Raw genomic sequence first — 23694 nt, 5'->3', positions numbered from 1 at the left:
AGGAGCAGCCCGAGGAAGCACAGGACGAGGAAGAGCAGCACGAGGAGCCGCAGCTCGACGAGGAGCCGGCCGGGATCCGCCTGCTTCCCCGGCCGCTCGGCTCCGCCCCGCTGCTCGACTCGGAGCCGTTGCCGGCCACCCGCCCCGGGATGCTGCGCCCGCGGCCCCCGGCCGACCCGCCGGCCGCCGGGGCGCTGACCCTGCACACCCCGGGTTTCGGCCCGGCCGGTCCGACGGGTGTGGCCTGACTACTTCGCCAGCGTGGTGAGGAAGTCCTTGACGATCGGGACGGCCGCCTCCGAGCCGGCGCCGCCCTTCTGCACCATCACCGCGAAGGCCACATCACCCTGGTACCCGATGAACCACGAGTGCGTCTCGTCGGAGCCGTCGGCGAACTCGGCGGTGCCGGTCTTGCCGTAGACCGGCTTGCCCGGGACCGCCTTCAGCGCGGTGCCGGTGCCGCCGGTGACCACCTCCCGCATCATCGACTGCAGCGCGCTCACCGCCTTGGCGTCCAGCGTGCCGCTGCTGCCGGCTGGTGCCGGGGCCGGGTCGAGGACCAGCTTGGGCGGCTGGAAACCGCCCTTGGCCACGGCCGCGGTGGCGGCGGCCATCGCGATCGGGCTGACCGCGGTGCTGCCCTGGCCGAAGGTGGCGGCGGCCAGCTCGGTCGGGCTGGCGCCGTCGGACACCTTCCCGGTGAACGCGTCGATCCCGATGTTCCAGTCGCCGCCGATGCCCAGCGTGCTGGACGCCTGCCGCAGGCCCTCGGCGCCGAGCTGCGGGGCCAGGCCGACGAACGCGGTGTTGCAGGACTTGGCGAAGTCGACGTGAAACGGGACCTTGCCGAGCTCCTCGTCGTGCGAGTTCTTGAAGGTCCGGCCGTCCACGGTCCGCGTCTTCGGGCAGTCCACCACGGTGTCCGCGGTGACCTTCCCGGTGGACAGCAGTCCGTACGACGACACCATCTTGTACGTCGAGCCGGGCGGCACCTGCCCGGTCAGCGCGGTGTTCACCCCGCCCGGGTCCGGCCCGTTGGCCACCGCGAGCACCGCGCCGTCGCTGATCCGCAGCGCGACCAGCGAGCTGGGCTGTTTCTGCTTGGCGAGCGCCTGGTCGGCGGCGTTCTGCGTGGTGGTGTCGATCGAGATCTTGATGTCCTTGCCGTCCACCGGCTTGGCCGTGAAGATCGGCTTCTCCTCGGTGGACGCGTCGGCCGCCTCGGCGGAGGCCACCACGGACAGGCCGGGGGCGCCACGCAGCACCTGGTCGTACTTCTCCTGCAGGCCACCGTGCCCGACCACGTCGCCGGTGGTCAGCTCCTCGGGGCGTTTCTCCAGGTCGTCCTTGGTGGCCGCGTCCGCCGTGCCGAGCAGGGCACGGGCGAAGGCGCGGGTCGGGGCGAGCTGGCGGGTCTCCTCGCGGAACACGGTGCCGGGCAGTGGTCGTACCGTAGATCTGATCTTGTCGTAGTCGGCCCGGCGCAGGCTGACCAGATCGAGGAAGGCGCCCGTGTCGGCCTTGGCGACCCGGTCCTTGAGGTCCTTGAGGTCGACGTCGACGCCGATCTTCCGGAACGCGGCGGTCAGCGACTTGGTCAGCGCCGGCAGATCCTTGATCTTCTCCGGGCTGACCCCGATCACGACGACCTGCTGGGGGCCGACCAGCGGCTTGCCGCTCGCGTCCAGGATGGTGCCGCGCTTGGCGGGCTCGCGGCGCAGCCGGAACTTCTCGCCGGCCTCCAGGTCGGGCTGCAGCACGGCCGGCTCCCAGATCACCTGCCAGCCGTCGCCGTTCTGCTTCGTCATCCGGACGGTGGACTTGTAGTCCCAGGTGACGTTGCCGGGCAGGGTCCACTTCACGTCGATCGGGGTGGTGGCGATGTCGCCGGTCACGCTCGGGTCGCCGGCCACCGAGACGGCGAGCGGCTGGTCCTTGAGGTCGCCGTAGAAGCTCTGGATGCTGGTCAGCACCTCGGCCGCGGCGATCTTGCCGCCCGCGGACGTGACGAAGCCCACTTTGCTGAGGTCGCCGCTCTTCCACCCGTTCAGGAAGGTGACGACGGTGTCCTGCGGCTCGTCCTCGGAACACCCGGCCAGACCGGCTGTGGTCAGCACGAGCACGGCGGCGATCCCGACGGTGGCGCGGCGCATGAGGTTTCCCCCTGTGGGTACGTCTTGCTGGGCTGATCGCACGGTAGTCGCCGGCGGCCAGTTGCGCCGCCCCGCACCGGTCGAAAGCTCGCATATCAGCCCACCTGTCGGGCTGGCACACCCTGGGTGTGAAGCTGCCGCGCCCGGGCGTTCTAGGCTGTGCCCGACACGTTCGAACCCACAGTGTCGTGGGTGAGGGGAGCGCCGGACCATGCCTGTCGCCGACGAGGCAGCGACTGATTCTGATCAGACCCTGAACTCACCGGGAGGCCGGGCGCTGACCGGCCGGCTCGGTGCGTCCACCGATGCCGGAGAGCTCGACGAGCCACTCCCGAACGCCGAGCGCCTGGTCGCCCAGGCGGTGGAGCGAGCCGGCGAGGACCACACCACCGCGTCGCTGGTCGACCGCTTCTGGCGGTTCGCTCCGGACGAGGAGCTGGTCGGGTACACCCCGGAGGAGATGTTCACGGCCGCGGTCGAGCATCGTGAGCTGGCCCGGAACAGATTGCCGGGCGAGCTGAAACTGGCCCTGACCGAGCCGCGCGGCCCGCAGGCACACACCGTGCTGCAGATCGTCACCGACGACATGCCGTTCCTGGTCGACTCGGTGATCGCCCTGCTCACCGCGCACAACCTGCAGGTCTACCTGATGGTGCACCCGCTGATCGTGGTCCGCCGGGAGCCGCTGGGCGCGCTCAGCGAGCTGGAGGCCGAGGTCGAGCCGGACGACGCCATCGAGGGCGACCTGGTGGAGAGCTGGATCCGGATCGAGATCGACCCGGTCCGCCGCGCGGACGCCCGCGACCAGCTGCTCAACGAGGTCCGCCGGGTGCTGACCGACGTGCGCGAGGCGGTCGAGGACTGGCCGCGGATGCGGCAGCGGGCCCTGGTGATCGCCGACGAGCTGGCCGCCGCCCGCGGCTCGGACCGGAAACTGCCGGTGCCGGAGAAGGACGTCACCGACTCGATCGAGCTGCTCAAGTGGCTCGCCCACGACCACTTCACCTTCCTGGGCTACCGCGAGTACCGGCTGGACGACGGGGTCCTGACCGCGGTGCACGGCACCGGCCTGGGCATCCTGCGCGGCGAGAGCCGGCCGCGGCGGCTGGACACCATGGCGCCCGAGGCCTACGAGCGGGCCATGGAGAAGCGGCTCCTGGTGATCACCAAGGCGAACTCGCGGGCCACCGTGCACCGCTCCGCCTACCTGGACTACATCAGCGTCAAGGTCTTCGACGGCAACGGCGACGTGGTCGGCGAGCGGCGCTTCCTGGGCCTGTTCTCCAGCTCCGCCTACCGCACCAGCGTCCGCGAGCTGCCGGTGGTCAAGCGCAAGGTCACCGAGGTGATGGACCGCTCCGGCCTGTCGCCGCGCGGCCACTCCGGCAAGGACCTGCTGCAGATCCTGGAGACCTACCCGCGCGACGAGCTGTTCCAGATCAAGACCGATGACCTGTACGAGGCGGTCATCGGCGTGCTGCGGATGGCCGGTCGCCGGCAGCTGCGGCTGTTCCTGCGCCGGGACGGGTACGGCCGGTTCATCTCCTGCCTGATCTACCTGCCCCGGGACCGGTTCACCACCGGCAACCGGCTGCGCATGCAGGAGATCCTGCTCCGCGAGCTGAACGGGGTCGGGGTGGACTACACCACCCGGGTGACCGAGCGGATGCTCGCCCGGGTGCACTTCATCGTCCGGACCGACCCGTCCGACCCGCCCGGGCAGCTCGACCCGAACACGCTGGCCGAGCTGCTGGCCGACGCCACCCGGATGTGGGACGACGACTTCTCCCTGGTCCTGGAGCGCAAGCTGGGCGACGAGCCGGCCAAGGAGCTGTTCGGGCGGTACGCGCACGCCTACCCGGAGAGCTACAAGAACGGGCACACGCCGTACGAGGGCATGCAGGACCTGGCCAAGCTGGAGCTGCTCGAGGAGCCCGGCCAGCTGGAGATGCACCTCTACCGGCGGCGCAAGCTCGGCCCGGACGGCGCGCCGCAGCCGGACGACCACGACATCCGGTTCAAGGTGTACCGGTTCGGCGAGCCGATGATGCTCTCCGCCGTGCTGCCGGTGCTGCACTCGCTCGGCGTGCAGGTGAGCGACGAGCGGCCGTACGAGATCCGCCGCGAGGACGGGCTGATCTATCTGTACGACTTCGGCCTGCGCCCGCCGAAGGTGCACCGCGAGCTGGCCGAGGTGCGGCCGCAGGTGGAGAACGCGTTCGCGTCGACCTGGCGGGGCGAGGCCGAGGTGGACGGCTTCAACGAGCTGGTGCTGCGGGCCGGGCTGACCTGGCGGCAGGTGGTGGTGCTGCGGGCGTACGCGAAATATCTCCGCCAGGCCGGGAACGTCTTCTCCCAGCGGTACGTGGAGTCGACCTTCATCGCCTACCCGGACATCGCGCGGCTGCTGCTGGAACTCTTCGAGGTCCGCTTCTCGCCGGCGCTGCAGATCGGGGAGGGTGAGCGGGCCCGCCGCGCCGGCGAGGTGGCCGGCCGGATCACCGAGCTGCTCGACCAGGTGGACAGCCTGGACCAGGACCGGATCCTGCGGTCCTACCTGACGCTGATCGAGGCCACCCTGCGGACCAGCTTCTACCAGCGTGGCGCGGACGGGCGGCCGAAGTCCTACGTCGCGTTCAAGCTGAACCCGGAGGCGATCCCGGACCTGCCGCAGCCCCGCCCGAAGTACGAGATCTTCGTCTACTCGCCGCGCTTCGAGGGCGTGCACCTGCGCTTCGGCGCCGTCGCCCGCGGCGGCCTGCGCTGGTCGGACCGGCGCGAGGACTTCCGGACCGAGGTGCTCGGCCTGGTCAAGGCGCAGATGGTGAAGAACTCGGTGATCGTGCCGGTGGGCGCCAAGGGCGGCTTCGTGCTGAAGCAGAAGCCGGGCGACCGGGACGAGGCGGTGGAGTGCTACAAGCAGTTCGTCACCGCGCTGATGGACGTCACCGACAACATCCTCAGCGGCAAGATCGTGCCGCCGAAGGACGTGGTGCGGCACGACGGCGACGACCCCTACCTGGTGGTGGCCGCGGACAAGGGCACCGCGACGTTCAGCGACATCGCCAACGAGATCTCGGTCGGCAAGGAGTTCTGGCTCGGCGACGCGTTCGCCAGCGGTGGCTCGGCCGGCTACGACCACAAGAAGATGGGGATCACCGCCCGGGGCGCCTGGGAGTCGGTCAAGAAACACTTCCGGGACCTGGGCAAGGACACCCAGACCGAGGACTTCACGGTGGTCGGCGTCGGCGACATGTCCGGCGACGTCTTCGGCAACGGCATGCTGCTGTCCGAGCACATCAAGCTGGTGGCCGCGTTCGACCACCGGCACATCTTCCTCGATCCGGATCCGGACCCGGCTGTTTCGTACGCCGAACGTCGTCGCCTCTTCGACCTGCCCCGGTCGTCCTGGGCGGACTACGACACCAAGCTGATCAGCGAGGGCGGCGGGGTGTACCCGCGCGGCGCCAAGTCGATCCCGGTCAGCCCGCAGGTGCGCGCCGCGCTGGACCTGTCCGAGTCGGTCACCGCGGTCAGCCCCGGCGAGCTGATGCGGGCCATCCTCAAGGCCCCGGTCGACCTGCTCTTCAACGGCGGCATCGGCACCTACGTGAAAGCCGCCTCCGAGTCGCACGCCGACGTCGGTGACAAGGGCAACGACGCGATCCGGGTGAACGGGGCCGACCTGCGGGTCAAGGTGGTCGGCGAGGGCGGCAACCTGGGGCTCACCCAGCGCGGGCGGATCGAGTTCGCCCGGGCCGGCGGCCGCGTCTTCACCGACTTCATCGACAACTCGGCCGGGGTGGACTGCTCCGACCACGAGGTCAACATCAAGATCCTGCTCGGCGGGGCGGTGGTCGACGGCGAGCTCGGCATGCCCGAGCGGGACGAGCTGCTGGCCGCGATGACCGACGAGGTCGGGGCGCTGGTCCTGCGGGACAACTACGAGCAGGCGATGGCGCTGGGCAACGCGCGGGCGCAGGCGCACTCGCTGCTGCCGGTGCACCGCCGGATGCTGACCGCGCTGGAGCAGCGCGGCGAGCTGAACCGCGAGCTGGAGGCGCTGCCCACGGACAAAGAGCTGGCTCTTCGGTACGAGAACGGGGAGGGCCTGAGCGCACCGGAGTTCGCGGTGCTGCTGGCGTACGTGAAGATCAGCCTGGAGCGGGAGGTGCTCGCCGACGAACTGGTCGACGAGGCGTGGACCAACCAGGTGCTGCACCGGTACTTCCCGACGCCGCTGCGCGAACGGTACGCCGCCCGGATGGCCGGGCACCGGCTGCGCCGGGAGATCATCTCGACGGCGCTGGTCAACGAGGTGGTCAACCGGGGTGGCACGTCGTTCGTCTTCCGGGCCATGGAGGAGAGCGGCGCGTCCGCGGCCGACGTGATCCGGGCCTTCGTGGTGATCCGGGACGTCTACGGGCTCGCCGACATCTGGAAGGCCGCCGAGGCGCTGGACAACAAGGTGCCGACGGCCGCGCAGACGCTGGCGCTGCTGGAGACCCGGCGGCTGCTCGACCGGGCGGTCCGCTGGCTGGTCAGCACCCGGCGCTCGCCGATCGACGTGCAGGGCGAGATCGCCAAGCTGCGTCCCGGGGTGGCCACCCTGCTGCCGCAGCTGCCGCAGGTGCTGGTCGGGGCGGAGCGCCGCTCGTTCGAGGAGCGGGTGGCGATGCTGGCCGGCAAGGACGTGCCGGCCGACCTGGCGGACTCGGTGAGCCGGGTGTTCTACGGCTTCGGCCTGCTGGACATCCTGGAGACGGCGGCCGGCATCGACCGGGACGTGACCGAGGTGGCGCAGGTCTACTTCGTGCTCTCCGAGCGGTTCGGGGTGGACGCGCTGCTGTCGCACATCTCCCGCCTGCCGCGCGGCGACCGCTGGCAGACGCTGGCCCGGATGGCGCTCCGCTACGACCTGTACGCGGCGCTGGCCGCCCTCACGGCGGAGGTCCTCCAGTCGACACCGGAGTCGGCCGCCCCGGAGGACCGGGTCTCCCAGTGGGAGCAGGTCAACGCCGCGTCGATCGCCCGCGCGTCGAACGCGATGGGCGACGTGGACGAGTCCCCGGCGGACCTGGCGGCGCTGTCCGTCCTGCTCCGCCAGATCCGCACGCTGGTGAAGACCTCGTCGGCCAACTGAGCCGGCCCGCACGTTCAGCGGCCCGCCGGTCGCGCGGTCTCCTCCGCGCGGCTTGCGGGCCGCTCCGTTCCCCAGCTCTGCGACAGCTGTCCTTTCGCGCGGCTCGCGGGCCGCTCCGTGCCCAGCTCTGCGACAGCTGCAGTGCGGTTGTCCTTACGCGCGGCTCGGGCCGCTCCGATTCCCAATCCGCTACAGCCGCAGCTCGGTCGTCCTAGGCGCGGCTCGCGGGCCGCTCCGCTCGCAGTCCTGCTACAGCTGCAGCGCGGTCGTCCTTTCGCGCGGCTTTGATGCGTCATCCGGATCTCGTCCATCCGGGGAGAGTTGAAGGTCGGCCGGGGGCTAGTGCCCCGGCCGACCTTGCCCGGGATTGTCCCGATCCCGGGCGGCCCGGCGCACGGATTACCGGGCCTGCCGGTTGCCGCCGGCAGCTTTTCTCGCTCCTTTCCCGAGACTTTCGGAACGGGCCGCGGCGCTGTCCGGGGGCGTACAGCACCGCGGCGACTGGGTGCGACCGATGCCTGACCGGTCGCGGATACTCGCCTGGTCGCCTGGTCGCCTGGTCGCCTGGTCGCCTGGTCGCCAGATCGCCAGATCGCCAGATCGCCAGATCGCCAGGTCGGGCGTGGGCCGTCTGGGTGGCCGCGGGGACGCGGCGGCCGTCGGGACGTGTCGCGTTATCCGTGGCGTGCCGTGGTGATCACTTGAGCGGTGGCCAGAGCGGCAGGGGCGCGGGCCGGCCATCGGCGGCGATGCCGAGCAAGGCGGCCACTGCCTTGCGGCGGGGTAGGCGGGGACGGGTGGACAGGGCCCTGGCCAGCCGGTCCGGGGTGGTCAGCCGCCGGACGCAGGCCGCCATGATCCAGTGCAGGCCCTCCGGCGCCGTGCGCGCTGTCGAGGCCAGGTCCAGGACGGTCTCCTCGACGCGGGTCTGCGGCGGGGAGCGGAGTGGATCGCGGCGGGCCGCCGCGTGCCGGGAACGGTGCGCGACGATGCCGACGATCGGACGGATCCGCCGCGTCTCCGGGATCAGCACGTGGACCGCGCCGCGGCCGGGTGCGGCGAGCCCGGTCTCCTCCGCCGCGGAACGGCGGCACAGCATCGCGCCGGGGCCGGCGTGCAGGACCGCGGCCCAGCGCTTCGCGCCCGGTGGCGGGCGGCCGGTGAAGGTCGCATAGATCCCCGGGATCATCCGCTGCCAGCGGCCGGACCTGAGGTGGCGGCGCACGGTCTCCGGTCGGACGCCGGCCTGGAGGGCCTGCCCGCGGGTCACCACCCCGCACTGGCGGCCGCTGATGTCGTCGAGTTGTGCCATGCCCGGAACTCTGCCGCCGGGCGCGGATGGCTGCCTCGGACCCTGTGGACAGACGCGCAATGTGGATAACTCGTTCGCGGAAATTCGCGGGCGGAGACTTGGAGGCGTGCGAAGAAATGAGCGCGGCAGGCACGAGGTGGCCCGGTGTGCGGGAGGGCGGAACACCGCAAGAAGGAGGTGCATGGGTGGCTGTCCACCAGCAGGCCGGTGCACGAACCGGGATGGCCCCTGAGCCCTCGCGGGTCGCCTGCTGCCGGGACGCCCGTGGCAAGTGATGGTGGTGGGCCGGGCTGCGGCGGACTGCTCCCGAAGTCCGCCGCGCCCGGCTCACCATCTGCGTCGCGGGTCGCACTGCTCCCGAGGCGGGCCCGCGACATCCCCAGATCCACCTGCGGACATGACGCTACGTGACTTGGGCTGCGGGTGAGAAGTGCTGAGCGTGGGCTCTGACCGTTCGGATGAGCGGACTTATCCGTCTGTTGTCCGGTTTTTCGGACATCAATTACGGGGTGTGACTGTGTCTCTGCGTTACGTTCAGTTATCAGACCCGACCAGACCGAGGGCTTCGGCGGCGACCCGGCTGCTGGCCAGGCTGGCGCCGTGGGTGACCAGGAAGGCTCGGGCGCCCTGCGGCCGCCAGGGCGACGGCCAGCCCAGCTCAACGATCGCGGTCGGCCAGGCCCCGGCGAGTTTCTCGGCCAGTTCGCGGCTCGCCGCGCCCTGGTGCACCCGGCGGCCGACCAGCACGATGGGCCGGCCCGCGGCCCGTTCGATCAGCGCGTCGGCGGTGGTGTCGGCGGCCGGCACCTCGATCTGCTCGACGCCGCCGAGGAAGGGCCGCAGGCCCCACGGCACCTTGCCCTCGGCGATCGAGTAACCGCTGGAGAGCTGCACCACCAGCGGTCCGGCCACCGCGGTCGGGTCGCCCTCGATCAGCAGCGCGCGCCGAGCCGCGTGGATCCCCAGCTCAGTCGAGGTGAGCGTGGCGGTCGCGGCGGAGGCGACGTCCGGAGTCGCGGCGAGGGCGGTGGCTTCTTGGGCTCCGGTCGCGGTGCCGGCCTCCGTTGCGGTGGAGGCGACAGCGGTGGAGGCGACGGCGGTGGCGGCGGTGGAGGCGAGGGAGCCGGTGGAGGCGAGGGAGCCGGTGGTGGCCTTCGTTGGGGTGGAGGCGACGGAGGCGGCGGTGGCCTCCGATGCGGCGGACGGCAGAGCGACGGCTGTGACGTAAGTCAGGGCGGTAGCTGAGGCGGGGACCGCGGTGGTGGCTGCCGTTGCGGGGGCGGTGAGGGCAGACGGAGAGGAAGCGGACAGGTGGATCGCGCTGGGGGAGGGCGGGGCGGTGATGCGGGTGAGGGCGGTCCAGGTGGCCAGGTCGGCGTTGCGGGTGGCGGCCTGTTCCAGACGGGACGCGGGGAGGCGGCCGTCCTGGACGGCGGTGGCGATCTCGTCGGCGACGGCGAGGACCAGGTCGCGGTCCACGAGCGCGCCGATGCACAGCAGGTCGGCACCGGCGGCCAGGGCCCGGACGGCGGCCTGCGGGACGCCACCGGCGGCGCCGGCCGCGCCGCGCATCTCCAGGGCGTCGGTCACGATCACGCCGGTGAAGCCGTATTCCGCGCGGAGCAGGCCTTCCAGGGCGGCGCGGCTGAAGGTGGCGGGGCCGTCGCCGGTCAGTTCCGGGACCCGGATGTGGGCGCTCATCACGGCCTTCGCGCCGGCCGCCACCGCCGCGGCGAACGGAGGGAGGTCCCGGGACCGGAGCACGCCGATCGGCGCGTCGACGGTCGGCAGCTCCAGGTGGGAGTCGGTGACCGTGGCGCCGTGGCCGGGGAAGTGCTTGGCGCAGGCCGCCACCCCGGCCGACTGCAGGCCCTCGACGGCCGCGCCGGTGTGCCGGGCGACCAGGGCCGGGTCGGCGCCGAACGAGCGGGTTCCGATGATCGGGTTCTCGGCGGCGGTGTTCACGTCGACGGTCGGCGCGAGGTCCAGGTTGATCCCGGCGGCGGCCAGGTCGCGGCCCATCGCGGCGTACACCTGGCGGGTGAGACTTTGATCGTCTACCGCGCCGAGAGCGGAATTTCCGGGGTACGGGCTGCCGGTCCGATGCCCCAGCCGGGTGACGTCGCCACCCTCCTCGTCGATCGCGACCAGCGCGTCCGGGCGTGCGGATCGCAGTTTTGCGGTCAACCGGGCGAGTTGCGCGGGATCCTCGACGTTGGTGCCGAACAGCGTGTGCCCGGCCAGCCCGTCAGCGAGCAGGTCGAGCGCCCAGCCGGGCGGGACCGTCCCGGGGAAGGCGGCAAGGAGGGTGCGCAGGGCGAGTCGGCGTAGCCCGGGGTCGATGGCCATGGTGTCCTCTCGATGACGCGGCTCTGGCCACCGGTGGCGGCGAGCTGCCATGATCGCTCGGAGTCGATAGCCACCGTACGGACGAGCAACATTGCCGACCGTTACGCTGCGGCTGCGTTTCGAGCGCCGACACTGTAACAGGAAAGAATCTTTAGTATTAGGGGAACGAGTCATGGCCGCCACTCGCCTTCCGGGCACACCCCGGTTGCTGCGTGCTCTCAACGACCGCGCGGCGCTGGATCTGCTGCTCACCCGAGGTCCCCTGACCCGGGCCCAGCTCGGCGAGCTGACCGGCCTCAGCAAGGTCACCGCCTCCCAGCTGGTGGAGCGGCTGGAGGAGCGCGGCCTGGTCCGCCGGGTCGGTGAGCAGGCCGGCGGCCGCGGGCCGAACGCGCAGCTCTACGCGGTCACCCCGAGCAGCGCGCACGTGATCGGCGTCGAGGTCGGCCCGGACACCGTGGTCGCCGCCTGCGCGGACATCACCGGAGCGGTGATCGGCCGGGCCGAGCTGAGCACCAAGGACACCGACGACCCGGTCGGCGTGGTGCACCAGGCGGTGGTCCAGGCGGCGAGCGACGCGGGGACCGACATCACTTCGGTACGCCGGGTGGTGCTCGGCACCCCGGGCCTGGTCGACCCGCAGTCCGGCGAGATCTCGTTCGCCTGGGACCTGCCGCGCTGGCACCGCGGGCTGCTCGCCGACCTGCGCCGGGACCTGAGCACGCCGGTCGTCTTCGGCAACGACGTGAACCTGGCCGCGGTCGCCGAGCAGAGCACCGGGGCGGCCACCGGGGTCGCCGACTTCGCGCTGGTCTGGATCGGCCGGGGCGTCGGTCTGGCCAGCGTGATCAACGGCCGGCTGCACCAGGGCGCGACGGGCGCTGCCGGTGAGATCGGCTACCTGCCGGTGGGCGGCGCCGACGTGCCGCACAACGCGTCGAAGCGTGGGGTGAAGGGCGCCTTCCAGACGCTGGCCGCGGCCGAGGCGGTCAAGGCGATCGGCAAGCAGTACGGGTTCCGGGGGGCCGAGGCCGCCGACGTGGTGCGCGCCGCGGTCGCCGCCGGGCCGGCCGGTGAGCCGGTGCTGGACGAGCTGGCCCGCCGGCTCGCCCTCGGTGTCGCGGCCACCTGCCTGGTGCTCGACCCGCCGCTGGTGGTGCTGGCCGGTGAGGTGGGCCGGGCCGGCGGGCCGGCGCTGGCCGAGCGGGTGGAGCGCGAGGTCGCCGAGATCACCCTGGTCTCGCCCAAGGTGGTGGTGACCGGCGTGAGCACCGACCCGGTGCTGTTCGGCGCCCTGCACACCGCCCTGGACGCGGTCCGCGACGAGGTCTTCGGCTCCACCACGGACTGACCCGGGCCGGCCGCCCAGCCCGCGAAGGACCGATCGCGGGCGGTCGGTGGCGCGCGCTCGGCGCGGGGCGGTCGCGGGCTGGCGGGGGTGGGTCCGCGGCGCGTTCGCGGCAGGGCGATTGCGGACTGGCGGGGGTGGTCCGTAGCGCGTTCGGGGCAGGTCGATTGCGTGCTGGCGGGGGTTCTCCGTGGCGCGTTCGGGGCAGGGCGATTGCGGACCGGCGGCGGTGGTCCCTGGCGCGCTCGGGACGGCGCGATTGTGGGCCGGCCGGGTGGTCCGGGGGCGCTCGGCGTGGGGCGTTCGGGGGTGGCTGGGTGGCGGACGGCGTGCCTTTGGCGGGACGTGGGTGACCTCGTGGGTGAGCGGCGGCACGCCGACGGATCGGGGGCGTGGGCACATGGTTGGATGGACGGCGTGGTTGAGGCTGCCGTAACCGTTCCGCCCGATGAGGACACCGTCATCGCGTTCGACCGCGTCAGCGTGGTCCGCGGCGGGAATCACCTGATCAACAGTTTGTCCTGGCAGGTCGAGCTGGACGAGCGATGGGTGGTGCTGGGTCCGAACGGGGCCGGCAAGACTACCCTGCTCAACATCGCCTCCGGCCGGCTGCACCCGACCCGCGGCCAGGCGTGGGTGCTGGGTGACCGGCTGGGCCGGGTCGACGTCAACGAGCTGCGCACCCGGGTCGGGATCACCACCGGCCGGCTCGCCGACCGGATCCCGCCGGAGGAGAAGGTGCTCGACGTCGTCGTCACCGCCGCCTGGTCGGTGGTCGGCCGCTGGCGCGAGGAGTACGACCCGCAGGACGAGGCCCGCGCCCGGCAGCTGCTCGCCCAGCTCGGCATGAGCAACTTCCTGGACCGGGAGTTCGGCACGCTCTCCGAGGGCGAGCGCAAGCGCACCCAGATCGCCCGGGCGCTGATGACCGACCCGGAGCTGATGCTGCTCGACGAGCCGACCGCCGGCCTCGACCTGGGCGGCCGGGAGGTGCTCATCGGGCACCTCACCGAGCTGGCCCTCGACCCGGACGCGCCGGCCATGGTGCTGGTCACCCACCACGTCGAGGAGATCCCGCCGGGCTTCACCCACGGCCTGCTGCTGCGCGAGGGCAGCGTGGTCGCGGCCGGCCTGCTCGGCGAGGTGATGACCGCGGAGAACCTGACGAAGACGTTCGGGCTGCCGCTGGTCGTGGACCGGTTCGGCGACCGGTACACGGCCCGGGCCGCCTGAGTCGCCCGCGCCGACGACAGCGAAAGCGGAGGCGGCCTGAGATGTCCGGGCCGACGAAAGCGAAAGCCAAAGCGGGCTGAGATGCCCGCGCCGACGAAAGCGAAAAAGAAGGCGGCCTGAGATGCCCGCTTCGAGGACAGCGAAGATCGCGGTCGTCGGCAGCGCGAACATGGACCTGGTCGGGCTGGCCGAGAAGCTGCCCCGGCCGGGCGAGACCGTGCTCGGCGACGACTTCGTGATGACGCCGGGCGGCAAGGGCGCCAACCAGGCGATCGCGGCCGCCCGGGCGGGTGGCACGACGACGTTCCTGGGGGCGATCGGGTCGGACTCGTTCGGGGTGACGCTGGGCTCGCGCCTGGCGGCGACCGGCGTCGACACCACCCACCTGCGGACCAGCTACGGCTCGTCCGGGGTCGCCGTGATCATGGTGGACCGGGCCGGGGAGAACTCGATCCTGGTCAGCCCGGGCGCCAACCGGACGTTCCTGGAGCTGACCGAGGAGGAGCGGGCCTGCGTCGCCGGCGCCGACGTGCTGCTCTGCCAGCAGGAGATCCCGCTGGCCACGGTGGCCGCGGCGCTGACCGCCGGCCGGGCCGCCGGAACCCGGACGATTTTGAACGCCGCGCCGGCCATGGACCTTCCGCCCGGCCTGCTCGACCAGGTCGACCTGCTGGTGGTCAACGAGACCGAGGCGCGGGCCATCACCGGTGGATCAGCTTCGGACATGGCGGCGCTGCTCGCCCTGGTGCCCCGGGTCGTGCTGACCCTCAGCGGCAACGGCTCGCGCTATGCCGACCGGGACGGCCAGGACGTGCAGGTGCCCGCCTATCGGGTCGAGGTCGCCGACACCACGGCGGCCGGTGACGCCTTCTGCGGCGCGCTCGCCGTGGCCTGGGCCGAGGGCCGTGACCTGATCGAGGCGGTGCGCTGGGCGAACGCGGCCGGGGCGGCCTGCGTCCGCAAGGTCGGCGCCAGTGTCGCGCTCCCGTCCCGCGACGAGATCGACGAGATCTTCGCGGTTGATCTTCGGTGACCACCCGCGGGCAATGAAGGCCGCGCGGGAGCAGGCGATCCGCACCGAAGCGGACGCGCGCAGACGAAGATCTTCAGGATTGTCGTGCGGTCGTCAAGAAACGCGTGACCTCGGCGCGTAACACCTCGGCCAGCTGCGACAACCCGGTGGTGCCGGCCGCGCCGCCGCCGTCCACCGCGACCGCGATGCCGTCGATCAGGTTGTTGATCTCGCGGAAGCTGCGGCTCACCGCCTCCAGCACGCCGACCGCCTCGGCCGCGGTCTGCTGCACCGTGTTGACCTGCCCCATGATCTCCTCGCTGGACGCGCTGGTCTCGTTCGCGAGGGTCTTCACCTCGTTGGCCACCACGCTGAAGCCGCGGCCCGCCTCGCCGGCCCGGGCCGCCTCGATGGTCGCGTTCAGCGCCAGCAGGCGGGTCTGCGAGGCGACCTGGTTGATCAGGTCGACGGCGTGCCGGATCTCCTCGGACGCGCTGCGCAGCGAGGTGACCGTGCCCAGCCCGCGCTCGGCGTCGGCGACCGCGCCCCGGGCGAAGCTGGCCAGCCCGTTCGCCGACGCGCCCATCTCGGTGGCCGCCGTCGCCACCTGCTCGGAAACGGTCAGCACCGCGGATTCCAGCTCGTCGGCCAGGGCGTGCCGGGCGCGGGTGGCCGCGGCGATCTGGTCGGCGTTGCGGCGCATCGCGGTCACCGACTCGTTGATCTGCTCGGCGGCCAGCCGGAACGTGCCCTGCAGCCCGGTGGTCAGGAACCGCCGGTGGAAGCGGCCGGCGGCGGCCGCGGCGGAGGCGGCGCCGGCCTCCCGGGCGAACGCGTCCAGCCGGTCCAGCAGGCCGTTCACCGCGGTCCGGGCGGCCAGCGCGGCCTCGGTGTCGCCGATCGGGGGCAGCCGCGCCTCGAAGTCACCGGCGGTCATCCGCCGGCAGACCTCGGCGATGGTGACCAGCGGGTCGGCCGCCGGCCTCACCGGTCGCCCCCGTTGGTCAGCGACCACACCAGCTCGTCGTAGTCCATGCCGCGGTCGGCCAGGGTGTCCTGAAGCGCCTGGTAGCCGGCCGCGACCGCGTCCGGGGTGTGGCTGTGCCGGGCCTCCACGGCGCGCAGGCTCGCATACAGGTCGCTGACCGCGGCTACCGCGGACGGGCTCGGGCGGCGCCGGTTGGAGTGGTAGCCGACCACCCGGCCGCCGGCGTCGTAACTCGGCGTGACGTGCGCCAGGACCCAGTAGTGCGCGCCGTCGGCGGCCAGGTTCAGCACGTAGGCGAAGATCTCGCGCTGCTCCGCGAGCACGTCCCAGAGCAGCTTGAACACCGCGCGCGGCATGTCCGGGTGCCGGATCAGGTTGTGCGGCTGGCCGACCGCCTCGGCCTCGGGCAGCGCGGACACCCGCAGGAAGACGTCGTTGGCGTAGGTGATCACGCCGCGCGGATCGGTCTTCGTGACGATCATCTCGTGGTCGCCGAAGGTCCGCTCGATGCCGGTGGGCCGTACCCGGGTCGCTCTCATGGTGTTTCTGATCGTGCCGAATTTCGTCCGGCTTTTACGACGAATCAGCGAGAAACGCGGAGCGCCCAGGCGATCAGGGGAGCCTGCAGCGGCAGGCGGCCGAAGGCGACGGCGCGCTTGGCGGGCGGGGCGTGCCGCCAGTCCCAGGCCATCTTCACGTTGGCCGGGAAGACCGCCGCGAACAGCGCGGCGGCGGCCAAGCCGCCGGCCTTCCGGGTGCGGGGATGCGCGACGGCCGCGGCCACGGCCAATTCGGCGACCCCGCTGAGGTACGTCCAACGCCGCGCCGGCCCGGGCAACCCGCCCGGCACGATCGCGTCGAACGGCTTCGGCGCCACGAAGTGCAGCACGCCCGTCGTGGTGAGCAACCCGGCCAGCGCCGCGGCATCCTTTTTCATCCGGGCACTCTAACCAGTCAACGCCGGATCGCCGGCTCCATGGCCCGCTGCAGGGCGCGGTAGATCCGGCCGAACCGTTGCGCGTTCGTGGTCCGCAGCAGCAGCACCTCGCCGCCGCGCACCCGGCCCCAGATCTCGATGGTCCGGCTGCCGAGGTCGTAGGACCGGTCGACCCGCTCCAGCACCAGGTCGGCGGCCGGCACCACGGCCAGCCCGATCAGCAGCCCGCCGATCACCAGCGCGATGGTGTTCGCCGTGCTGAGGTCGAGGAGCAGCGCCAGCCCGACGGCGAGCGCCCCGACCACGAGCGGCATCAGGATGGCCAGGCCGAGCGCGCCCCGCTTGGCGATCACCGACCAGGACCGGGCGCCCTTGGTGTGCCACACCTGGAGCAGCTCGGGCAGCCGGAAATCGCGGCCGTTCATATGGATCCCGGACGAAGTGATCAGTACGTCCGGATCCCGGTAGTACGTGGTCATCTTGCCTCCCCAGGGGAACCAATCTAGTGGTACCCGTCGTAGGCTGGCCCCGAAACGGCAACCAACGGAGGTCGGCGTGGGCGAGTTCGTACGGCTGGAGATCGCGGACGGGATCGGCACGATCCGGCTCGAACGACCCCCGATGAACGCGCTGAACGTCCAGGTCCAGGACGAGCTGCGGGAGGCCGCCACGGCCGCGGCCGGCGACCCGGCGATCCGCGCCGTGATCGTCTGGGGCGGCCCGGCGGTGTTCGCGGCCGGCGCCGACATCCGCGACTTCGCCACGATCAGCTACCCGGACATGGTGGCCCGCGCCTCGGCGCTCACCGGGGCGATCGACGCGGTGGCCCGGATCCCCAAGCCGGTGGTGGCGGCGATCACCAGGTTCGCCCTGGGCGGCGGCTGCGAGCTGGCCCTGGCCTGCGACTGGCGGGTGGTCGCCGAGGACGCCAAGCTCGGCCAGCCGGAGATCAAGCTGGGCCTGATCCCGGGCGCCGGCGGCACCCAGCGGCTGGCCCGGCTGATCGGCCCGGCCCGGGCCAAGGAGCTGATCTTCTCCGGCCGGATGGTGGACGCCGCCGAGGCGGAGCGGATCGGGCTCGCCGACCGGGTGGTCCCGGCCGACCGGGTCTACGAGACCGCCGTCGAGCTGGTCCGCCCGTTCGTGACCGGCCCGGCGCTGGCGTTGCGTGCCGCCAAGCAAGCCATCGACGCGGGGCTCAGCATGGACCTGGCGTCCGGCCTGGCGCTGGAGTCGCACCTGTTCGCCGGTCTGTTCGCCACCGACGATCGGGTGGAGGGCACCACCGCTTTCGTCGAGAAGCGGAAGCCCGAGTTCACCGGACAGTGACGGCGGCCCTACCTCGCACAGGGACCGCCTAGACTGCCGACATGTCCATCGACCAGGGTGGTCCGAAGTATGCCCTCGGCATCGACTTCGGCACCTCCAACACCGTCGCCGTCGCGCGGTGGCCGGACGGACGTGCCCGGCCGATCCTGGTCGACGGCTCGCCGCTGCTGCCGTCCGCGGTCTACGCCGACGCGGAGGGCAACCTGCTGGTCGGCCGGGACGCGGTGCACAGCGCCCGGCTGGAGCCGGCCCGCTTCGAGCCGAACCCGAAACGCCGGGTCGACGACGGCCTGGTCCTGCTCGGCGAGCAGGAGTTCGACGTCGTCGACCTGATCACCGGGGTGCTCGCCCGGGTGGTCGAGGAGTGGCACCGGGCGGTCGGGCCGTACCGGCCGGAGACCACGCTGACCTGCCCGGCGACCTGGGGCGCGACCCGGCGCACGCTGCTCGCCGAGGCGGCCGCCCGGGCCGGGCTGTCCGGCGCCCGGCTGGTCGCCGAGCCGGTCGCGGCGGCCACCTACTTCGCCGAGGTGCTCGGCCGCGACGTGCCGATCGGCTCGGTGCTGATGGTGCACGACTTCGGCGCCGGCACCTTCGACGCCAGCCTGGTCTCCCGCACCGCCACCGGCTTCGAGGTGCTCGCCGTCGACGGGCGGGACGACCTGGGTGGCCTGGACGTGGACGCGGCCCTGGTCGAGCACCTGCGGACGGACGCGTGGCAGCGGCTGCTGGAGCCGTCCACGGTCGAGGAGCGCCGGGCCCGCCGGCAGCTCTGGGACGACGTGCGGATCGCCAAGGAGCGGCTGTCCCGGGCCCAGGCCGCCGACTTCGTGGTGCCGCTGCTGGACACCGAGGTGCACCTGACCCGCGACGAGCTGGAGCAGGTCGCCCGCCCGGTGCTGGAGCAGACCGTCCGGATCACCCGGAACCTGCTGACCTTCGCCGACCTGCCGGAGGGGCGGCTGGCCGGGGTCTTCCTGGTCGGCGGGGCGAGCCGGATCCCGCTGATGGCCACGCTGCTGCACCGGGAGCTGGGCGAGCCGCCGGTGGTGATCGAGCAGCCCGAGCTGGTGGTGGCCGAGGGCAGCATCCTGGCCGGGGCGGCGCTGCTGGCGTCCGAGCCGGCCGCGCCCGGGCCGACCGCCGAGCTGCGGCTGCCGTCGCAGTCGTTGCCGGAGTTCGGGTCGCCGTCATCGCCGGAGTTCGGGTCGCCGTCGGTGCCGGAGTTCGGCGAGCCGACGACGCCGTCCGCGCGGGAGAGACCGGAGCAGCCGGCGCAACCGGAGGTGACGGCCGAGCCGGAGCTGCCGGTGATGACCCAGCCGGTCGCGGCGCAGTCGATCCCGGAGGCGGCCGGGTCGGCCCTGCCGGCCCGGGTGCCGGGCGCCGCCGCCGGTCCGCTGCCGGCCGCCGCCGGTCCGGCGCCGGAGCGGACCACCGCCGAGCCCGACCAGCCGGCGGCCCGGTCCGGCCCGCAGCCCAGCGTGGACGACCGGGAGACCGAGATCCGCCCGGAGCTGGTGGTCCCGCCGCACATGCGGCCGCCGGTCGACCCGTGGCCGGACGCCGAGCCGCCGCACTGGCGGCACGATCCGGACGCGACGATGCCGACCAGCCCACCCCACCACGAGGTGCGCACCCCGGCCGTACGCGGAGAGAAACCCGGACCGAAGACCACCTCGAACCGGCCGGCGAACCCGGTGGTGGCGCATGCCCGCCCGGTCTCCCCGGTCACCGGGTCGGCGCGCCCGGTCTCCGGGCGGGCCGTGGTCGCCGCGCCGCGCCCGCCGAGCGTGCCGCAGCAACCGGCGCGGAAGCCGCCGAAATCCGCGCCGCCGCAGGTCAAGCAGCAGAAGAAGGCGAAGCCGAAACGGCGCCGGAGCCGGCTGCTGCGCTTCTTCCAGGTGCTGCTGAGCCTGCTCACGATGATCTGCGTGCCGGTGGCCGCGCTGATCGTGGCGTACGGCTACGGCAACCCCGGCACCTGGCAGGAGGACGCCGTCGACGTGTTCAAGCAGATCGCGAGCCTGGTGCACCTGTAGACGCGGAAGGTGAGCATGCCGATCGAGGGGCACGGCGGGGAGCTGGCGCTGGCCGCGCTCCGGGCGTTCGGGGTGACCGAGATGTTCACCCTCTCCGGCGGGCACGTCTTCCCGCTCTACGCGGCCGCCCACGAGTCCGGCTTCGGGCTGTACGACGTCCGGCACGAGCAGTCCGCGGTGTTCGCCGCCGAGGCGGTGGCCAAGCTGCAGCGCCGGCCCGGCCTGGCCGTGCTCACCGCCGGGCCCGGGGTGACCAACGGCATCTCCGGCCTGACCAGCGCGCACTTCAACGGCTCCCCGGTGCTGGTGCTCGGCGGCCGGGCGCCGGCCTTCCGCTGGGGCGCGGGCAGCCTGCAGGAGCTCGACCACGTCCCGCTGGTCGCCCCGGTGACCAGGTACGCCGCCACGGTCACCGACACCGCCGAGATCCCCGGGCAGATCGGCGCGGCGCTGACCGCCGCGCTCACCCCGCACCGCGGCCCGGCCTTCCTCGACCTCCCGCTCGACGTGATCTTCTCCACCTCGGCGGCGGCCGTCCCCGGCGTCCCGGCGATCCCGGTCGTCGAGCCCGACCCGGACGAGGTGCGCCGGGCCGCCGTCCTGCTGCGCGACGCGGCCCGCCCGGTGATCGTGGCCGGTTCGGACGTCTGGGCCGGCGACGCGATCGCCGAGCTGCGGGCCGCCGCGGAGGCGTTGCAGGTGCCGGTCTTCACCAACGGGATGGGCCGCGGCGCGCTGCCGCCCGGGCATCCGCTGGCCTTCTCCCGGGCCCGCCGGGTCGCGCTCGCCCAGGCCGACGTGGTCGCCGTCGTGGGCACCCCGCTGGACTTCCGGCTGGGCTTCGGCGACTTCGGCGCGGCCCGGGTGGTGCACGTGGTCGACGCGGCCGGGCAGCGGGCCACCCACGTCACCCCGGCGGTCTCCCCGGCCGGCGACCTGCGGGCCACGCTCGCCGGGCTGGCCGCGTCCGGCGCGGACCACGCGGAGTGGATCGCCGGGCTGCGGGTCGCCGAGGACGCCGCCCGGGTCCGCGACGCCGAGCTGATGGCCGCCGAGAGCGATCCGATCAAGCCGGCCCGGGTCTACGGCGAGTTGCGCCGGATCCTCGCGCCGGACGCCGTGACCATCGGTGACGGTGGGGACTTCGTCTCCTACGCCGGGCGGTTCCTGGAGCCGGCTCAGCCGGGCACCTGGCTCGACCCGGGGCCGTACGGGTGTCTGGGGACCGGCCTGGGCTATGCGATGGGCGCCCGGGTGACCCATCCGGGCCGGCAGATCTGCGTGCTGCTCGGCGACGGCGCGGCCGGGTTCTCGCTGATGGACGTGGAGTCGCTGGTCCGCCAGGGGCTGCCGGTGGTGCTGGTGGTCGGCAACAACGGCATGTGGGGCCTGGAGAAACACCCGATGCGGGCGATGTACGGCTTCGACGTGGCGGCCGACCTGCAGCCGGGGATCCGGTACGACGAGGTGGTCCGGGCGCTGGGCGGGGCGGGGGAGACGGTGGCGAAGGCGTCCGAGGTCGGGGCGGCGCTGCGGCGGGCCTTCGACGCCGGGGTGCCCTATCTGGTCAACGTGCTGACCGATCCGGCCGACGCCTACCCGCGCAGCTCCGTCCTGGCCTGATTACGCCATCTGCACAAAGTCACGGCTGCTGCTCGTCGTTCTCCCGCAGCTCGCGCTCCCACCGGGCGAGCATCTCCCGGTCCCGGCGGGACTGCTCGGTGTCCATCGAGCGCAGGAAGTCCGGATCGTCGTCCGGCGCGGACGGGCGAGCGGCCCTGCGGCGGGCCGGCCGGCTCACCGGGCGGCCCCACAGGAAGTAGGCGATCGGCCCGGCCAGCGGGAGGAACAGCACGACCAGGACCCAGAGCAGTCGCGGCATGACCCGCACACGCTCCGCCGACAGGCAGGCGATGAGCGCAAGGATCAGCAGGACCAGCGCGACCGCGGCCACGAAGATGAACAACCGGACCATGGGGCAATGATGCCCCGCCCGCGGGCCTCTGGCGACGATCAGAGCATGACAACCAGCCCGCCGATGACCGCGAGCGCCGCGGTGATCAGCGCGTAGGCCCGGATCGAGCGGGGCGCCGGGTGGGGCGGCCGGGCCCGCAGGCCGGGCGCGCGGTGCAGGGCGAGGGCGGCCAGCGCGGCCCAGCCGCCCATCGCGGCGGCGGCGATCAGCCACTCGGCCGGGCCGGCGCCGGGGTGGAACGCGGGGCGGGCGGCGAGCAGCGCCACCGCGGCCGCGGACAGGCCGGTGCGCCGCCAGGCCAACCGGGTGCGTTCCGGCGAGGCTCCGGGATCACGGGCGGTCACGTGACCATCCGGTAGAGGACCGTGCCGACCAGCACCACCGCGCCGAGCGCCACGGCGATCGCCAGGATCGCCGGGAACCGGGAGCGGGGCAGGTCGACGCCGAGCCGCATGGCCCGCTCGGCCCGGGCCCAGTGATCCACCGCCCGCAGGGCGACGCCGCCGCCGAGCACCAGCAGCGCGATCGCGATGATCTCGCGCAACCGGGCGATCGGCAGCGGCGGCAGGAACTGGGCGCAGGCCAGCCCGCCGGCGATCAGCGCCAGCCCGGTGCGGATCCAGGCCAGGAAGGTCCGTTCGTTGGCCAGCGAGAACCGGTAGTCCGGAGTGGTGCCCTCGGTATGGGCGCTCTCCGGATCGAACCAGTGTTTGAGGCCACCCGACACCCGCCGATTATCGACCGATCGGATCGAGAAGGTGGTGCCAGAGATTGCGTACTTCGTCACTCACGCAGGCCTCCCGTAAACGGCCGCAGCGGCACCACGGATAGTCAGGGGCGGATCGGCCATGGGAGTGCGGCTCCGCTTCCCGACGGTTTGCGAGAGGATGGGGGCCGGGCAGGTGAACCGTGCCGGACATGTCATGACACCTCCTCCTGGGCATGCTAGTGAGGTGTGTCACTCTGAGTGGCCGGCAACAGGGAAGCTACTGGCGGGTAACCTTGCCGACATGTCCGCGGCCAGGCGAGGCCGGCCGACGGACCAGGTCGACCGCAACGGTGCGTTCCATACAGGAGGGTCGTAGTAGCGCGATGAACATCGTCGTACTGGTGAAGCAGGTGCCCGACTCCGGTGCCGAGCGCACCCTGAGCGCGAGCGACAACACGGTCGAGCGCGGCTCGGCGAGCAACGTCATCAACGAGATGGACGAGTACGCCATCGAGGAGGCGCTGAAGATCAAGGAGGCGCACGGTGGCGAGGTGACCGTGCTGACGGTCGGCCCGTCCGGCGCGACCGAGTCGATCCGCAAGGCGCTCTCCATGGGCCCGGACAAGGCCGTCCATGTGCAGGACGACGCCCTGCACGGCTCCTGCGCGGTGGCCACCTCCAAGGTGCTCGCCGCCGCCCTGGGCCGGCTGAACGCCGACCTGATCCTGTGCGGCGCCGAGTCCACCGACGGCCGCGTCCAGGTCATCCCGCACATGCTGGCCGAGCGGCTCGGCGTGGCCGCGCTGACCGGCGCGCGCAAGCTCACGGTGGACGGCGGGCAGCTGACCATCGAGCGGCAGACCGACGAGGGCTACGAGGTGGTCACCGCCGCGACCCCGGCGATCGTCAGCGTCTGGGACACCATCAACGAGCCGCGGTACCCGTCCTTCAAGGGCATCATGGCCGCCAAGAAGAAGCCGCTGGAGAGCCTGTCCCTGGGCGACCTCGGCGTCTCCGCCGACGAGGTCGGCTTCGCCGGCGCCACCAGCCAGGTGCTGGAGTTCGCCAAGCGCCCGGCCCGCACCGGCGGCGCCAAGGTCACCGACGAGGGCAACGGCGGCGAGCAGCTCGTCGCGTACCTCACCACCGAGAAGTTCGTCTGAG

The 23694-nt window shown here is 72.7% G+C and carries 17 protein-coding genes and 1 pseudogene; 8 read left to right on the top strand and 10 right to left on the bottom strand.

Features of this window, described 5'->3' with window-relative positions; genetic code table 11:
- Positions 1–248: 248 nt before the first annotated feature.
- Entirely contained in the window at positions 249–2153 is a 1905-nt protein-coding gene (locus BJY16_RS02970; RefSeq protein ID WP_185037589.1) for a penicillin-binding transpeptidase domain-containing protein, read from the bottom strand.
- Positions 2154–2364: 211 nt separating this feature from the next.
- On the opposite strand from BJY16_RS02970, the gene BJY16_RS02965 reads away from it, so the two are divergent.
- Positions 2365–7296, top strand: a complete 4932-nt coding sequence (locus tag BJY16_RS02965) for an NAD-glutamate dehydrogenase (protein WP_185037588.1) — start codon at positions 2365–2367, stop codon at positions 7294–7296.
- Positions 7297–7993: 697 nt separating this feature from the next.
- Here BJY16_RS02965 and BJY16_RS02960 read toward each other — a convergent pair.
- Positions 7994–8608, bottom strand: coding sequence for a type IV toxin-antitoxin system AbiEi family antitoxin domain-containing protein (locus BJY16_RS02960; protein ID WP_185037587.1), 615 nt, complete (start codon positions 8606–8608; stop codon positions 7994–7996).
- Between the two features lie 1344 nt (positions 8609–9952).
- Positions 9953–10957: pseudogene (locus BJY16_RS46875) on the bottom strand (glycoside hydrolase family 3 N-terminal domain-containing protein); the annotation flags it as partial.
- Positions 10958–11129: 172 nt separating this feature from the next.
- On the opposite strand from BJY16_RS46875, the gene BJY16_RS02950 reads away from it, so the two are divergent.
- From BJY16_RS02950 to BJY16_RS02940, 3 genes are all read left to right on the top strand, one after another.
- Positions 11130–12308, top strand: coding sequence for an ROK family transcriptional regulator (locus BJY16_RS02950; RefSeq protein WP_185037585.1), 1179 nt, complete (start codon positions 11130–11132; stop codon positions 12306–12308).
- Between the two features lie 405 nt (positions 12309–12713).
- Positions 12714–13538: an ABC transporter ATP-binding protein gene (locus tag BJY16_RS02945; RefSeq protein WP_185037584.1), complete on the top strand. Its 825-nt coding sequence runs from the start codon at positions 12714–12716 to the stop codon at positions 13536–13538.
- Positions 13539–13659: 121 nt separating this feature from the next.
- Positions 13660–14571 carry a ribokinase gene (locus BJY16_RS02940; protein ID WP_185037583.1) on the top strand — a complete coding sequence of 304 codons (912 nt, stop codon included), beginning with the start codon at positions 13660–13662 and terminating at the stop codon, positions 14569–14571.
- A 73-nt stretch (positions 14572–14644) separates the two neighbouring features.
- On the opposite strand, the gene BJY16_RS48260 is transcribed toward BJY16_RS02940, so the two are convergent.
- Genes BJY16_RS48260 through BJY16_RS02920 form a run of 4 tightly spaced genes read right to left on the bottom strand, consistent with a single transcriptional unit; the run spans position 14645 to position 16954 of the window.
- The gene (locus BJY16_RS48260; protein ID WP_275408103.1) at positions 14645–15538 is read right to left on the bottom strand and encodes a methyl-accepting chemotaxis protein; all 894 of its coding nucleotides are present in this window, start codon (positions 15536–15538) and stop codon (positions 14645–14647) included.
- Positions 15535–16077, bottom strand: coding sequence for a PAS domain-containing protein (locus BJY16_RS02930; RefSeq protein ID WP_185037582.1), 543 nt, complete (start codon positions 16075–16077; stop codon positions 15535–15537). The genes BJY16_RS48260 and BJY16_RS02930 overlap by 4 nt, the downstream gene beginning before the upstream one ends.
- 44 nt (positions 16078–16121) lie before the next feature.
- The gene (locus BJY16_RS02925; protein ID WP_185037581.1) at positions 16122–16475 is read right to left on the bottom strand and encodes a DoxX family protein; all 354 of its coding nucleotides are present in this window, start codon (positions 16473–16475) and stop codon (positions 16122–16124) included.
- Positions 16476–16492: 17 nt separating this feature from the next.
- Positions 16493–16954 carry a DUF6232 family protein gene (locus tag BJY16_RS02920; protein WP_185037580.1) on the bottom strand — a complete coding sequence of 154 codons (462 nt, stop codon included), beginning with the start codon at positions 16952–16954 and terminating at the stop codon, positions 16493–16495.
- A gap of 76 nt (positions 16955–17030) precedes the next feature.
- Between BJY16_RS02920 and BJY16_RS02915 the strand changes: the two genes are divergently transcribed.
- Genes BJY16_RS02915 through BJY16_RS02905 form a run of 3 tightly spaced genes read left to right on the top strand, consistent with a single transcriptional unit; the run spans position 17031 to position 21469 of the window.
- The gene (locus BJY16_RS02915; RefSeq protein ID WP_185037579.1) at positions 17031–17804 is read left to right on the top strand and encodes an enoyl-CoA hydratase/isomerase family protein; all 774 of its coding nucleotides are present in this window, start codon (positions 17031–17033) and stop codon (positions 17802–17804) included.
- 41 nt (positions 17805–17845) lie between these two features.
- Positions 17846–19846 (top strand): Hsp70 family protein, encoded by a 2001-nt coding sequence (locus BJY16_RS02910; protein ID WP_239177884.1) that lies wholly within the window; start codon positions 17846–17848, stop codon positions 19844–19846.
- Between the two features lie 9 nt (positions 19847–19855).
- On the top strand, positions 19856–21469 hold the full coding sequence (locus BJY16_RS02905) for an acetolactate synthase (RefSeq protein ID WP_185037578.1): 1614 nt from the start codon (positions 19856–19858) through the stop codon (positions 21467–21469).
- A 19-nt stretch (positions 21470–21488) separates the two neighbouring features.
- On the opposite strand, the gene BJY16_RS02900 is transcribed toward BJY16_RS02905, so the two are convergent.
- Genes BJY16_RS02900 through BJY16_RS02890 form a run of 3 tightly spaced genes read right to left on the bottom strand, consistent with a single transcriptional unit; the run spans position 21489 to position 22548 of the window.
- Complete coding sequence (locus BJY16_RS02900; protein ID WP_185037577.1) at positions 21489–21821, bottom strand: PLDc N-terminal domain-containing protein; 333 nt, start codon at positions 21819–21821, stop codon at positions 21489–21491.
- 38 nt (positions 21822–21859) lie between these two features.
- On the bottom strand, positions 21860–22165 hold the full coding sequence (locus tag BJY16_RS02895; RefSeq protein ID WP_185037576.1) for a DUF202 domain-containing protein: 306 nt from the start codon (positions 22163–22165) through the stop codon (positions 21860–21862).
- Positions 22162–22548: a YidH family protein gene (locus BJY16_RS02890; RefSeq protein WP_185037575.1), complete on the bottom strand. Its 387-nt coding sequence runs from the start codon at positions 22546–22548 to the stop codon at positions 22162–22164. Before BJY16_RS02890 ends, BJY16_RS02895 begins: the two co-directional genes overlap by 4 nt.
- A 365-nt stretch (positions 22549–22913) precedes the next feature.
- Here BJY16_RS02890 and BJY16_RS02885 point away from each other — a divergent pair, with 365 nt between their 5' ends.
- On the top strand, positions 22914–23693 hold the full coding sequence (locus BJY16_RS02885) for an electron transfer flavoprotein subunit beta/FixA family protein (RefSeq protein ID WP_185037574.1): 780 nt from the start codon (positions 22914–22916) through the stop codon (positions 23691–23693).
- The last annotated feature ends 1 nt before the right edge of the window (position 23694 follow it).

This window comes from Actinoplanes octamycinicus, from assembly GCF_014205225.1.
Lineage (GTDB): Bacteria > Actinomycetota > Actinomycetes > Mycobacteriales > Micromonosporaceae > Actinoplanes > Actinoplanes octamycinicus.
The sequence above is the reverse complement of the archived record's forward strand: the minus strand, read 5'-3'. Positions and strand labels throughout refer to the sequence as shown.